The organism is Streptomyces sp. N50 (assembly GCF_033335955.1).
GTDB lineage: Bacteria > Actinomycetota > Actinomycetes > Streptomycetales > Streptomycetaceae > Streptomyces.
This window is the reverse complement of record NZ_CP137549.1, coordinates 5,689,333-5,702,883: the sequence shown is the minus strand read 5'-3', so window position 1 is coordinate 5,702,883 and position 13,551 is coordinate 5,689,333. Positions and strand designations below refer to the sequence as shown.

Sequence of the window (13,551 nt, the reverse complement as noted above, 5' to 3'; positions counted from 1 at the left end):
TTGCTGCCGTCAGTTGACGGCGTCCACCTCGCCCTCGACGAGTTCGACGTCGTGGATCAGCGGACCGTCCGTCACCGCCACGTGGCGGGCGATCGAGCCGTACGAGGTCGCCGTCGTCGCCAGGAGGTAGGTCCCCGGGCCGGGCACCGAGACGATGTACGAGCCGTCCGCCAGGGTCTCGACGCGGTCCAGCTGGCGTCCGCCCGCCGAGAGGAGCGTCACCGAGGCACCCTCCAGGGGCTCACCCTCGGCCGTACGGACAAAACCGTGTACGGCCGACGCCGGGCCCTCAGGGGCGGCCTGTACGGGCTCCTCGGCGGGTTCCACGGCGAGGTGCGGCAGCGCCTTGTCCAGCCAGCCGGGCAGCCACCAGTTGGACTTGCCCAGGAGGTGCATCGCGGCCGGCACCAGGGCCGTACGCAGGATGAAGGCGTCGAGGGCGACCGCGGCGGCCAGGCCGACGCCCGCCGTCGCCGCGCCGGAGTTGCCGCTGAGGACGAAGGCCAGGAAGACGCAGACCATGATCAGGGCCGCGCTGTTGATGACGCGGCTGGTCTCCGCGAGGCCGACGCGGACCGCGCGGGCGTTGTCCTTGGTGTGGACCCACTCCTCGTGCATGCGGCTCACCAGGAACACCTGGTAGTCCATGGAGAGGCCGAACAGCAGGGACAGCATGATGACCGGTAGGAAGGCGTTGATCGGGCCCTCCTTGCCGAGGCCGAGCATGTCCAGGCCCCAGCCCCACTGGAAGATCGCCACCAGCACACCGAAGGAGGCCGCCGCCGCGATGAGGTTCATCAGGGCGGCCGTCAGCGGCACCACGAGCGAGCGGAAGGCGAGCAGGAGGAGCAGGAAGCTCAGGCCGATGATCGTCGCTACGAAGAGCGGGAGGCGGTCGCCCGTGACGGTGGCGAAGTCCTTGGAGATCGCTGTCACGCCGCCGACGTGGCCGGTCACGCCGGCCTCGGGTATGACCTTGTCGCGCAGGGTGTCGATCAGGTCGTCCGTCTGCACGGACTGCGGTGAGGTCTTCGGGACGACCTGGATCACCGTCACACCGTGCGCGGGCGGCAGCGCGGCGACCTGGGCCACGTCCTTCGTCGCCCGGATGTTCTCGACCAGCGTGGCGGTGTCGCCGCCCGAAGTGACCACCTGGAGGGGGCCGTTGAAGCCCGGCCCGAAGCCGTCGGCGAGCAGGTCGTACGCCTGCCTGGTGGTCGTCGAGGTGTCGTCGTTGCCCTGGTCGGTGGCGCCGAGGCGCAGCGACAGGACGGGGAAGGCGAGGACGGCCATGACGACGAGGGCGAACGCGGCGATCCGGCGCGGGCGCTTCTGCACGGCGGCCGACCAGCGGGCCGCGAGGTTGTCGGTGCGCTCCGGCTCGGAACCGGTGGCGGCCAGCTTGCGGCGCTGCTTGCGGCTGAGCACCCGCACGCCCAGGAAGCCGAGCAGGGCGGGGAGCAGGGTCGTGGCCGCGAGGACGCTCAGGACGACCGTGAGCGAGGTGCCGATGACCACGCCGTCGAGGAAGCGCAGGTTCGTCACCAGCATCCCGGCGAGCGCGATGCACACCGTGCCGCCCGCGAACAGCACCGCGCGTCCTGAGGTGTTGAGGGCGATGACCGCCGACTCCTCGGGATCCAGGCCGCGTTGGACGCCGCGCCGGTGCCGGGTGACGATGAACAGGGCGTAGTCGATGCCGACGCCGAGGCCGATCAGGGTGGCCAGCAGCGGGGCCAGGTCGGGGATGTCGGTGGTGTGGCTCAGGAGCTGGGTGGAGAACAGGCCCGTGCCGACGCCGAAGATCGCGACGCCGATCGGGAGCAGCATCGCGTAGAACGAGCCGAAGGCCAGGAACAGGACGATCGCCGCCGCGAGGATGCCGACGCCCTCGGCGATGCCGCCCGGCGGCTCCTCCACGCGCTGGACGGCCTGGCCGCCCAGCTCGACCTGGAGGCCCTTGCGTTCGGCGCTCTGCGCGGTGTCCACGACGTTCTGGACGAGGTCCTTGGGGACGGCGTTCGCCTGCTCGGCGAAGGTGACCTGCGCGTACGCGATCGTCCCGTCGGAGCTGATCTGGCCCGCGCCCCGGGCGCCCGAGTAGGGGCCGGTGACGCCGCCGACGCCCTTCATGCCGGCGATCTTGTCGAGCGCGGGCTGGATCCGGGACCGTACGGACGGGTCCTTCACCGAACCCGAGTCGACCTTCCAGACGACCGTGTCGGTGTCGCCCGAGGTGTTCGGGAAGGCCTTCGCCATCTGGTCGTACGCGCTCTTGGAGTCCGTGTCCGGGAGGGAGAAGACGTTCGCGTAGTCCGTCCCCGCCGCCGAGGCCGACAGGCCCAGGCCGAACAACGCCCCCACCCACAGCAACAGGACCACCAGCCGGTGCCGATAGCACCACCGTGCCAATGCCGCCACGCTCAACGCTCCTTATTCGCAACCGAGTTGACTCGGTCGATCAGTTCGGTCGGTCGGATGGTCCCCCAGGTCCTGCGCTACAGAATTGGCGGCGGCACGCACGCGTGGACACGCATCGGGCATGACTCTCAAGGAACTCCAAAGACCGGACCGGCCCGGTTGTCAGTGCCCCGGCCGATACTGGGGGCATGACGGCTCCAGGAACCGTGCTGGTGGTGGAGGACGAACCGAGCATCGCGGACGTCCTCGCCATCGCGCTGCGCTACCACCGCTTCGAGGTGATGGTCGCGGGCACCGTGCGCGAGGCGCTCGCCCTCGCCGAGCGCACCCGCCCGGACTGCGCCCTGCTCGACGTGATGCTCCCGGACGGCGACGGCCGCGCCCTGGGGCAGGAACTGCGCGCCCGCAGGCCCGACCTGGCGGTCGTCTTCCTCACCGCCCGGGACGCGCCGGCCGAGATCGTCGGCGCCCTGGGCTTCGGCGACGACTACATCACCAAGCCCTTCGACATCGACGTGGTCGTCGCCCGCATCACCGCCGTCCTGCGCCGCACCCGCCCCGCCGACGTCCTCCCCCAGCGCCCGCCCCTGCGCTACGGCGACCTGGAGCTGGACGAGACGACGTACTCGGTGCACCGCGCGGGCAACTCGGTCGAGCTGACCCCCACGGAGTACGCCCTGCTGCGCTTCCTGGTGCGCAACGGCGGGCGGGTCGTGCCCAAGGAGCAACTCCTGCGCCACGTCTGGCAGTACGAGCACACCCCGCCGGAGTCGACCGTCGTCGAGACCTACATCAGCTATCTGCGGCGCAAGCTGGAGACCCTGGGACCGCCCGTGATCACCACGCGCCGGGGCGTCGGATACGGGCTCGCATGAGGAAGTTCACCCTCCCGAACTGCGAGCGCGGCGCCCACTCCCTGCGCGCCAAGCTGACCCTGGCGAACCTCACGCTGCTGGCGCTCGGCATCGTGATGGCGACCGCCGTCAGCCTGATGGGCATGCGGCACTATCTGCTCGCCCAGGTCGACACCGAGCTGACCAAGTCCCGTGACTCGCTGAGCGGTTCGCAGCTCACCATGGAACAGCTCAACATGCTGAGCACCCTGTCCGGCCTCGGCGATCAGCTGATGCCCCAGCGGAGCGCCGCCTCGGCGAACCCGGACAAGGTGTTCGCGGCGGTCGACTCCCGGGGCAAGGTGCTCACCATCGCCGGCTTCGCCCCGACCGCCGAGCAGCGGGCGCTCGCCGCCCTCTTCAGCGACCCGGCCGCGCTGGCCGCCGACGGCACACCGCGCGACATCTCGCTGAGCGACGACCCGTACCGCGCGATCGGAACCCGGCTCGCCGACGGCACGTACATCCTGATCGCCGTCTCCACCGGCGGCCTCCACCACGCCATGGCCAAGGCCCTCAAGCTGGACCTCGCCTTCGGCAGCCTGCTGCTCGTCCTGCTCGCCGCGCTGACCATGGTGAGCGTGCGACGACGGATGCGGCCCCTGGAGGACATGGTCGAGACCTCGACGGCCATCGCCGAGGGCGACCTGACCCGGCGCGTGCCCTCCAGCCACCATCCCACCCAGGAGGTCGAGCAGCTGCGGGTCGCCCTGAACTCCATGCTCCACCAGGTGGAGTCGGCGTACCGCACGCGCGAGCGTACGGCGGCCCAGCTGCGCCGCTTCGTCGCCGACGCCTCGCACGAACTGCGCACCCCGCTGTCGGCGATACGCGGCTACCTCCAGCTGTACGACAAGGGCATGCTGACCGAGCCCGACGAGCGCAAGCGGGCCTGGGACCGGATGAACGCGGAGGCGGACCGCATGGGCCGTCTCGTCGACGAACTCCTCATGCTGGCCCGCCTGGACCAGCAGCCCGAACTGCGCTTCCGCAGCGTCGATCTGAGCCGCCTGGTGCGCGACGCCGCCGAGGACCTCCGGGTGCAGCAGCCCGAGCGGCCCGTCACGGTCGGCGCCGACGGCTCCCTCCTGGTGCGCGCCGACGAGTCGGGCCTGCGCCAGGTACTCGGCAACCTGGTGACCAACGTCCGCACGCACACGCCCGCGGACGTGCCCGTACGGCTCGGTCTGGAGCGCGAGGACGGGGTCGTACGGCTGTGTGTCGCGGACCAGGGTCCGGGGCTCTGTCAGGACGACGCGGCGCGCGTCTTCGACCGCTTCTTCCGAGCGGGCGGCGGCGCGGGCAGCGGTCTGGGGCTGGCGATCGTGCAGGGCGTCGTCAAGGCGCACGGCGGCGACGTGGCGGTGCGGACGGCACCGGGCGAGGGGCTCGCGGTGACGGTGACACTGCCGACGCGGACGCCCGTTCCGTCGTAGAGCAGCACGGTCGTGGAAGCGGGCGGGCGTCAGGGGGTGTCGGCCTGGACCAGGGCCCACACCGTCTTGCCGTGTGCGCCGCGGCTCCAGACGCCCCAGGCGGCCGCGATGCCCTCCACGAGGTGGAGACCCCGGCCGGCCTCCTCCAGGGCCGTCACGACCCGCAGGCGGGGTTCCAGGCGGCCCTCGTCCGACACCTCTATGAGGCAGGAGCCGTCCGCGAGGGCCGTCACCGCCACCTCGAACTCCCGCTCCAGGAGCGGCCCGTGGCGTACGACGTTGGTCGCCAGCTCGGACACCAGCAGCACCGCGTCCTGGAGCGCCGGGTCGTCACTCCGGTGTCCCCAGTCGGCCAGATGGTCCCGGACCCGGCGCCGGGCGAGACCCACGGAAGCCGGGTGCCGGGGCAGCCGGAATGCGTTGCGTCTGACCACGTCGGCTCCTCACCCCGCACACCTCCGTCACATGGTGCTGCGTGCGATGGCCCACCGGCGTCACTCGGACAAAAGATCGAACAAAGGTCAGTCCCGCGGCATCACGTCCGGTGCCGCGGGACCACCTCAGATCCAGTCCAGCGCCCACAGCCGGAACACGCCTGTGCCGTCCGTGAGATAGGAGATGCCGCCGACGTCCTCGCTGCTCACGACGTACTCCTTGCGCTGCCACAGCGGGATCAGCGGCACGTCCGCGGCCACGTCCGACTGGAGGTCGCGGAAGTCGTCGTCGACGCGGCTGCGGTCGGCGAACTTCTGGCTGCTGAGGATGAGTTGGTCGACGAGCTTGTTGCTGTAACCGGTGTTCATGGTGGAACCGGTGCCGACGAGCGGGGAGCCGAAGGTGTCCGGGTCGGGGTAGTCGGCGACCCAGCCGACGGCGTACGCGTCCAGCTTGCCGGTCGCCCAGCGCTTCTGGAAGTCGGTCCACTCGTAGCCCTTGACGTCCACCTTGAAGAGCCCGCTCGCCTCCAGCTGCTTCTTCAGCTCGGCGGCCTCCTCCTTGCCGGCGCCGTGCCCGATGCCGTAGCCGTAGGTGAAGTGGACCGGGACGGAGACGTCGGCCTCTTCGAGGAGTGCCTTCGCCTTGTCGACGTTCTGGGAGGGGTAGTCGTCGAAGAAGGACGTCGTGTGGCCGACGATGCCGGTGGGGATCAGCGAGTACAGCGGGTCGACCGTGCCGTCGTACACCGTGGCGGCCAGCTGCTCGCGGTTGATCAGCCAGGCCATGGCCCGCCGGACGAGGACGTCGTGCAGGGGCGTGCCCTTACGGGTGTTGAGGTACAGGTTGCGGGTCTCGGAGCTGTCCGCCTCCGACACGCGCTGGTTTGGGTCGCTCGCGGAGAGCCCGGAGAGCATCTTCGGGGGCAACTGGCGGGTGGCCACCTGGACCTGCTTCGCCTGGTACGCCTTCTGCAGCGCGTCCGAGTCTGCGTAGTACCGCAGCTCGATCGGGCTCCCGGTGTTCTTGACGGCACCCTTGTAGTGGCTGTTCGGCGAAAGGACCGCCTTCTTGTCCTTCGTATACGTGGTCAGGGTGTACGGGCCGGTGCCGTCGACCTGGTAGCCGTTGCGCGGGGCGTCCTTCGGGTACTTGGTGCTGTCGACGATCGCGCCCGCGCCGGTGGCCACCTTGAACGGGAACGTGGCGTCCGGGGACGACAGATGGAAGGTGACCGTCATCCCGGAGGCGTCGACCGAGCCGAGCGTGGAGAGCAGCGACGACGGACCCACATCGGAGTTGATCTTCTTGACCCGGTCGAAGGAGAACTTCACGTCCTCGGCGGTCATCGCGCGCCCGCTCGGGAAGGTGAGCCCCTCGCGCACCACACAGCGGTACGTCGTCAGCCCGCCGCCCACGAACGCGCAGCTCTTGGCCGCGTCCGGCACGGGTGTCGTCCCGCCGGAGTCGAACGTCATCAGCGACTGGAAGACGTTGCTGTACAGCGCCCACGAACCGGCGTCGTACGCGGCGGCCGGGTCGAGGGACGTGACAGCGTCCGTCGTCCCGACCGTGATCGTCTTGTCCTTGCTCCCGTCCGAGGGCAGCAACTGCCAGCCCCCGACTCCCACGGCCGCCAGAACCAGCAGCGACGCGAGAATCCGTATGCGAACCGACCGCATCGGTGTGCCCTCCCGAAGGCCCTCCCGGGCCCCTCCCATATGCCACTCCCCTAGTGGCGCGGATCACCTAACCACAGGAGTTTCATCCGGGGGAAGAGAGTTCTGCCGAGATGAGAAAGAACTTACCGACCGGTGTTAATTGCCCGTTTCACAGCCGGTTCTCAGCCAGTGCGCAAGCGTGCCCCGCATCGGCAACTAGGCCTGCTTCGAGGCCAGTTCGACGACCGTGATGTCCGACGGCGCCCCCACGCGCGTGGGCGGTCCCCAGGCGCCCGCGCCCCTGCTGACGTACAACTCGGTGTCGCCGTACCGCTCCAGGCCCGCGACCGTCGGATTGGCCGCCGCCGCGATGAAGTTGCCGGGCCACAACTGACCGCCGTGGGTGTGCCCGGAGAGCTGGAGGTCGACGCCGTGCTTGACGGCCTCGTGGATCTGCACGGGCTGATGCGCGAGCAGCACGCACGCGCGCGTGGTGTCCCGGTCGCCGAGCGCCTTCCCGAAGTCGGGCCCCTGCCCCTCGCTCTCGCCCTGGAGGTCGTTGACCCCGGCGAGGTCGAAACCGGCCAGTTCGGTACGCGCGTTCTCCAGGGTGTGGATCCCGAGCGTGCGGACCTCTTCCAGCCACTGCTCGGCGCCGGAGAAGTACTCGTGATTACCGGTGACGAAGAAGCTGCCGTGCCGCGCCTTCAGCCCGGCCAGGGGTGCCGCGGCGGGCCCCAGGTTCTTGACGCTGCCGTCCACCAAGTCACCGACGACGGCGATGAGATCGGGCTGGGTCGCGTTGATCGTGTCGACGACCTTCTGCGCGAACCCCCGCCCCAGGAGCGGCCCCAGGTGGATGTCACTGACGACCGCGATCCTGAACCCGTGCGCGGACCGCGGCAGTTTGGCCAACGGCACGGTGACCCGCTTGACGCTCGGCCCGCGCAGCACGCCGTAGGTGCCGTAGCCGACGGTCCCGACGGCGGCAGCGGCGGCGGCACCCCCGACGACACGGGAGACGAAGAGACGGCGCGAGGGGGCGCTCCGCGGCGCTTCAGGGGCTTCTGCGGGGCCTGTCGCGGAGTCCGGGGCCTCATGCGCTTCTACGGCTGTCTCGGGCCGCCCGCGCCGTTCGAGGAGCCGGCGCAGCAGCGGCCGCAGGACCTCACCCGCGAGGACGGCCAGGAGCAGGTAGATCGCCAGGGCCATCCACAGGAAGCCGGGCCAGCCCAGGACCTGTTGGAGCCAGAAGGGCGCGCCGCCGCGTTCGGCGGCCAGGGCCGCGATCATCAGCACCGGGCCGGCGACGAGCACGGCCGTGCCGGTGATCCGGGCGGGGCCCCACGCGCGCGTGGTGTCGCGGACGAGGCGGCGCCAGACGTACCAGTGGAGCCCGCCGAGGACGGCGACGGCGACCAGGGCCACGAGGGTGATGACGACGACGGCCACTTCTTTATGACGTCTCGCGCAGTGCGCGCAGTCCACGCAACCCGAGGCCCCCGATGACCGTCCCCAATACGAAGGAGACGACGGCGAGGGTCAGGTGCACCCAGAAGTACGCCGTCGGATGGCCGTCGTCGAAGGCCAGTCCGCTCGTGTCCTTGACCAGGTTCTTGACGAAAGTGACCCAGATGACCCAGCTCCACACCCCGAAGGCGAGCAGGAACCAGGAGACGGGGCGGCTGAGCTTCATGAGTCCAGTATCGCCGTCGTCCCCGGGGGCCCGTGTCCGGGGTGGGGCCGGTGACGGGACTTCGGGTCCCCCGGCATGTACGTTCTCGTCCGTGCCCGCTCCACTGCAGACCATCAGGCGACCCCTGCTGGTGCTTTCCGCCGCCCTGTCGTCCCTCGCGCTCACCGCGCCCGTCGCCCTCGCGGCCCCGAGTCCGACGCCGACGCCGACCTCGACTCCGAGTTCGTCGGCCAGCCCTACGGCCACACCCCCGGCGAACATGTCGTCGGTGGGCGGCACCCGCCTCGGCCAGGCGGGGACCCAGGTCAATCTGACGTCCGGCGTCCCGGTGCTGCCGAAGGACGTGACCGCGCGGTCGTGGATCGTGTCCGACGCCGAGTCGGGCGCGGTGCTCGCGTCGCACAACGCGCACTGGCGGCTGCCTCCGGCGAGCACCCTGAAGATGCTGTTCGCGGACACCGTGCTGCCGAAGTTCCCGAAGACGACCGAACACAAGGTCGTCGCGTCGGACCTGGCCGGCATGGGCACCGGTTCCAGCCTCGTCGGGATAAAGGAGGGCGAGAGCTACACGGTCCACGATCTGTGGCTCGGTGTCTTCCTGCGCTCCGGCAACGACGCGGTGCACGTCCTGTCCCACATGAACGGGGGCGTCGCCAAGACCGTCTCCGACATGAACGCGCACGCCCAGGACCTCCAGGCACTCGACACGCGTGTGGTGACGCCGGACGGCTACGACGAGCCGGGGCAGGTCTCGTCGGCGTACGACCTGACGTTGTTCGCGCGCTCCGGGCTGCAGAAGAAGGACTTCAGGGAGTACTGCTCGACGGTGAGCGCGAAGTTCCCGGGCGAGACGACCAAGAAGAAGGGCAAGTCGGTCCGCGGGACCTTCGACATCCAGAACACCAACCGGCTGCTGAGCGGCGACTCGGACGTGTCGGTGTACCCGGGCATCGCGGGCGTCAAGAACGGCAACACCACCAACGCGGGCGCGACCTTCACCGGCGTCGCCGAGCGCAACGGCAAGGTGCTGCTGGTGACGGTCATGAACCCGGAGAAGGACGAGCACAACGAGGTCTACAAGGAGGCCGCGAAGATCCTCGACTGGGGCTTCCAGGCGGACGGGAAGGTCCAGCCGGTGGGAGAGCTCGTCGCGCCCAAGAACGTCCCGCAGGCGAGCGCACAGCCGGGTGCGACGGCCACCGGGGAGGCGGGCGGCGACACCTCCACGAAGCCGAGTGCCGGCGGGTCGGCCTCGGCGACGGCCTCCGAGGACGACGGTTCGAGCGGGGTCGGGATCGCGCTCGCGGTCACCGGCGGTCTGCTGGTGCTGCTCGCGGCCGGTGTCTTCCTGGTCAACCGGCGCTGGCCGCTGCCGGATCTGGTCCGCCGTCGCCCTCGTCCCTGACCTTGGGGTTCTCGGTCTCGTCGGCCGGGTCGTACTCATCGTCCTCGGGGTCCCCCTTGCTCGGCGTCGCCGTCCAGGCGGCGCAGAACAGGACCAGCTTCGAGGTGAAGTTCATCCACAGGAGCAGTGCCACGGGGACGCCGAACGCGCCGTACATGCTCTTCGCGGCCACGCCCTGGATGTAGCCGCTGAGCAGCAGCTTGAGCAGTTCGAAGCCGACCGCGCCGATCAGCGCGGCCACGGAGAGCCGGCGGCGCGGGGGTTCGACGCCGGGCAGCAGCGTCAGGACGTACAGCAGAAGCAGGAAGTCGACGAACACGGCGACGGCGAACGCGGCGATACGCAGCAGGATCCCGCCCCAGCCACCCTGCACCAGGCCCAGTTCGCGGCTGATCCAGTCGACCAGGGCGGAGGCGACGGTGGAGATGGCGATCGTCGCGAGGACGGCGCCGCCCAGGCCGATCAGCACCCCGGTGTCGATGAGTTTGCGCAGGAGGGGGTTCTCGTCGCGGTCGGGCAGCTCCCACACCGCGCGCAGACACTCGCGCATCGAGCCGACCCAGCCGATGCCGGTGAACAGCAGGACGGCACCGGCGATGAGACCGATGGTGCCCGCGTTGTCCACCAGGGAACCGATGTTGAGCTGGTCGGAGATCCCGGGGACCTGCTCGGCGATCTTGTCCTGCAGCTCGTGCTGCTGGTCGGTGCTCAGGGTGGCGGCGGCGATCGCGGCGGCCACGGTCAGCAGCGGGAACAGCGCGATGAAGCTGATGAACGTCATCGCGGCGGCCAGCTGCGACCACTTCACCCGGTCCAGCCGCTCGTACGACCGCCACGCGTGCGTGAGCATCAGGCGCGCCACCGGCGGCCCGATGAAGGGGAGCTTCTTCAGCCAGTCCATGATCCGATTCTGCCCTCGTCCGCGAGACCGATGTGCGGGTACCCAGGGAACTCGCGCGCGTGGCGTCCTAGGGAGTGGCAATCGCGGGGCATCCGATTAATCGCCCATTTCAGGGAGGACGTCGACGCCGTACGGCGGACCACCCATAAGTGGGCGATACGGTCACCCGCATGCGTCCTCCACAGTCCCTCCTCGTCCTCGGCGGTACGTCCCGGATCGCGCTGGCCACCGCCCGCAGACTCATCGCCCGCCGGACCCGCACGGTGTGGCTGGCGGGCCGGCCGTCGCCCGCCCTGGAGAGTGCCGCTTCGGAACTGCGCGCCCTGGGGGCCGAGGTCCGCACCGTCGCCTTCGACGCGCTCGACCCCGACTCCCACGAGATGGTCCTCGGCAAGGTCTTCGCCGAGGGGGACATCGACATGGTGCTGCTCGCCTTCGGTGTCCTCGGTGACCAGGCTCAGGACGAGCGCGAACCGGCGGCCGCGGTGCGTGTCGCGCGGACCAACTACGTCGGTGCCGTGGCGGCCGGTCTGGTCAGCGCACGGGCGTTGCAGACCCAGGGGCACGGCTCCCTGGTGGTGCTCTCCTCGGTCGCCGGCGAACGGGCCCGCCGCGCGAACTTCATCTACGGCTCCAGCAAGGCCGGCCTGGACACCTTCACCCAGGGGCTGGGCGACGCGCTGCACGGCACGGGGGTGCACGTCATGGTCGTACGCCCGGGGCTCGTCCGGTCGAGGTCCATGGCCGACCCGAAGGCGGCGTCGCTCACGACCACCCCCGAAGCCGTCGCCGCAGCCATCGAACTGGGCCTGCGCCGAGGCTCGGAGACGGTGTGGGTGCCGGGAACCCTGCGCGTGGTGACATCGCTGGTGCGGCACTTGCCACGCGGGCTGTTCCGGCGGCTGGCGGTCTGAGAGTGCTCAGTGGCTGGGGATCGTGCCGCGCTCGGTGTGGGCCGCCTGGGGCGGCACGACGGCTCCTCCGAAGTCGAACTCGCGCATCTTGCGCCAGACGCCGTCAGGGCCCTGTTCGTAGAGCGCGAAGCCGGTGCACGACCACTCCGCGCGGTAGTCGGCGAGCGCTTCGTAGGCGCGGTCCATCAGCTCGTCGTCGATGCCGTGCGCCACGGTGACGTGCGGGTGGTACGGAAAGTGCAGGTCGCGCGCCACGGGACCCGAGGCATCCCGGATCTGCTTCTGCAGCCAGGTGCAGGCGGAGGCGCCCTCGGCCACCTGGACGTAGACGACCGGGGACAGTGGCCGGAAGGTCCCGGTGCCGGACAGCCGCATCGGGAAGGGGCGCCCGGCGGCGGCGACGTCGACCAGGTGGGCCTCGATCGCGGGGAGTTGTGAGGCGTCCACCTCGGTCGGCGGCAACAGCGTGACGTGCGTGGGGATGCCGTGAGCAGCGGCGTCGCCGAAGCCCGCGCGCCGCTCCTGGAGCAGGCTGCCGTGAGGCTCCGGGACCGCGATCGACACACCGATCGTTACGGTCCCCACGTCGTCTCCTGTCGTCCTGTCGATGGTCCTGATGGTGGTCTTCATGGTGAGCGGGGGCGGCCACGCGCGCGGCCACCCGGCTATCGACTGTACGGCCACACCTGAGTTGTGGGCAGGCGCAACCGTAGTGATGTGCAGCGCTCTGTCCAGTGGTACGTCAGTCGGTACTTGGGTGCGGTCGTACGCCTCAGTGCTTGGCGGGCAGGAAGCCGACCCGGTCGTACGCCTGGGCGAGGGTCTCGGCCGCGACGGCTCGCGCCTTCTCCGCGCCCTTGGCCAGGATCGAGTCGAGCGTCTCCGGGTCGTCCAGATACTGCTGGGTGCGCTCCCTGAAGGGCGTCACGAACTCGACCATGACCTCGGCGAGGTCCGTCTTGAGCGCACCGTAGCCCTTGCCCTCGTACTTCTGCTCCAGTTCCGGGATTCCGGTGCCGGTGAGGGTCGAGTAGATGGTGAGCAGGTTGCTGACGCCCGGCTTGTGCTCCGCGTCGTAGCGGATCACGGTGTCCGTGTCGGTGACCGCGCTCTTGACCTTCTTGGCGGTCGCCTTCGGGTCGTCGAGAAGGTTGATGAGGCCCTTCGGAGTCGACGCCGACTTGCTCATCTTGATCGACGGGTCCTGAAGGTCGTAGATCTTCGCCGTCTCCTTGAGGATGTACGGCTTCGGGATCGTGAAGGTCTCGCCGAAGCGGCCGTTGAAGCGCTCGGCGAGGTCGCGGGTCAGCTCGATGTGCTGGCGCTGGTCCTCGCCGACCGGCACCTCGTGCGCCTGGTACAGCAGGATGTCGGCGACCTGGAGGATCGGGTACGTGAACAGGCCGACGCTGGCGCGGTCGGCGCCCTGCTTGGCGGACTTGTCCTTGAACTGGGTCATGCGGGACGCCTCACCGAAGCCGGTCAGGCAGTTCATGACCCAGGCGAGCTGGGCGTGCTCGGGGACATGGCTCTGGACGAAGAGCGTGCAGCGCTCCGGGTCGAGCCCGGCGGCCAGCAGCTGTGCGGTGGCGAGCCGGGTGTTGGCGCGCAGGTCCGCCGGGTCCTGCGGGACCGTGATCGCGTGCAGGTCGACGACCATGTAGAACGCGTCGTGGGACTCCTGCAGGGCCACCCACTGGCGGACGGCGCCGAGGTAGTTGCCGAGGTGGAACGAGCCTGCTGTGGGCTGGATTCCGGAGAGCACGCGGGGTCGGTCTGTCGCCATGTT

12 protein-coding genes are annotated in these 13,551 nt (G+C 70.1%); 4 read left to right on the top strand and 8 right to left on the bottom strand.

Going from position 1 to position 13,551, the window contains the following annotated elements; all coding sequences use genetic code 11:
- Positions 1-9 precede the first annotated feature (9 nt).
- Entirely contained in the window at positions 10-2,412 is a 2,403-nt protein-coding gene (locus R2B38_RS25735; protein ID WP_318021785.1) for an MMPL family transporter, read from the bottom strand.
- Positions 2,413-2,609: 197 nt separating this feature from the next.
- Between R2B38_RS25735 and R2B38_RS25730 the strand changes: the two genes are divergently transcribed.
- Together R2B38_RS25730 and R2B38_RS25725 are read left to right on the top strand one after the other, a co-directional pair.
- Positions 2,610-3,296, top strand: coding sequence for a response regulator transcription factor (locus tag R2B38_RS25730; protein ID WP_033280148.1), 687 nt, complete (start codon positions 2,610-2,612; stop codon positions 3,294-3,296).
- Complete coding sequence (locus R2B38_RS25725) at positions 3,293-4,750, top strand: HAMP domain-containing sensor histidine kinase (RefSeq protein ID WP_318018351.1); 1,458 nt, start codon at positions 3,293-3,295, stop codon at positions 4,748-4,750. The genes R2B38_RS25730 and R2B38_RS25725 overlap by 4 nt, the downstream gene beginning before the upstream one ends.
- 29 nt (positions 4,751-4,779) lie before the next feature.
- On the opposite strand, the gene R2B38_RS25720 is transcribed toward R2B38_RS25725, so the two are convergent.
- From R2B38_RS25720 to R2B38_RS25705, 4 genes are all read right to left on the bottom strand, one after another.
- Positions 4,780-5,184 (bottom strand): ATP-binding protein, encoded by a 405-nt coding sequence (locus R2B38_RS25720; protein ID WP_318018350.1) that lies wholly within the window; start codon positions 5,182-5,184, stop codon positions 4,780-4,782.
- Between the two features lie 126 nt (positions 5,185-5,310).
- Positions 5,311-6,867 carry an ABC transporter substrate-binding protein gene (locus R2B38_RS25715; protein WP_318018349.1) on the bottom strand — a complete coding sequence of 519 codons (1,557 nt, stop codon included), beginning with the start codon at positions 6,865-6,867 and terminating at the stop codon, positions 5,311-5,313.
- A gap of 195 nt (positions 6,868-7,062) precedes the next feature.
- The gene (locus R2B38_RS25710; protein WP_318018348.1) at positions 7,063-8,298 is read right to left on the bottom strand and encodes a metallophosphoesterase; all 1,236 of its coding nucleotides are present in this window, start codon (positions 8,296-8,298) and stop codon (positions 7,063-7,065) included.
- A gap of 4 nt (positions 8,299-8,302) precedes the next feature.
- Positions 8,303-8,542: an SCO4848 family membrane protein gene (locus R2B38_RS25705; protein ID WP_033280279.1), complete on the bottom strand. Its 240-nt coding sequence runs from the start codon at positions 8,540-8,542 to the stop codon at positions 8,303-8,305.
- A 91-nt stretch (positions 8,543-8,633) separates the two neighbouring features.
- On the opposite strand from R2B38_RS25705, the gene R2B38_RS25700 reads away from it, so the two are divergent.
- Positions 8,634-9,947 (top strand): D-alanyl-D-alanine carboxypeptidase family protein, encoded by a 1,314-nt coding sequence (locus R2B38_RS25700; protein ID WP_411978495.1) that lies wholly within the window; start codon positions 8,634-8,636, stop codon positions 9,945-9,947.
- Here the strand turns inward: R2B38_RS25700 and R2B38_RS25695 are convergent.
- The gene (locus R2B38_RS25695) at positions 9,895-10,848 is read right to left on the bottom strand and encodes a YihY/virulence factor BrkB family protein (protein WP_318018346.1); all 954 of its coding nucleotides are present in this window, start codon (positions 10,846-10,848) and stop codon (positions 9,895-9,897) included. The two genes, R2B38_RS25700 and R2B38_RS25695, sit on opposite strands and share 53 nt — an antisense overlap.
- 170 nt (positions 10,849-11,018) lie before the next feature.
- Here R2B38_RS25695 and R2B38_RS25690 point away from each other — a divergent pair, with 170 nt between their 5' ends.
- The gene (locus tag R2B38_RS25690) at positions 11,019-11,762 is read left to right on the top strand and encodes a decaprenylphospho-beta-D-erythro-pentofuranosid-2-ulose 2-reductase (RefSeq protein ID WP_318018345.1); all 744 of its coding nucleotides are present in this window, start codon (positions 11,019-11,021) and stop codon (positions 11,760-11,762) included.
- A 6-nt stretch (positions 11,763-11,768) separates the two neighbouring features.
- On the opposite strand, the gene R2B38_RS25685 is transcribed toward R2B38_RS25690, so the two are convergent.
- The gene (locus tag R2B38_RS25685) at positions 11,769-12,347 is read right to left on the bottom strand and encodes a 2'-5' RNA ligase family protein (RefSeq protein ID WP_318018344.1); all 579 of its coding nucleotides are present in this window, start codon (positions 12,345-12,347) and stop codon (positions 11,769-11,771) included.
- A gap of 187 nt (positions 12,348-12,534) precedes the next feature.
- Positions 12,535-13,548 (bottom strand): tryptophan--tRNA ligase, encoded by a 1,014-nt coding sequence (gene trpS, locus R2B38_RS25680; protein ID WP_318018343.1) that lies wholly within the window; start codon positions 13,546-13,548, stop codon positions 12,535-12,537.
- Between the last annotated feature and the right edge of the window lie 3 nt (positions 13,549-13,551).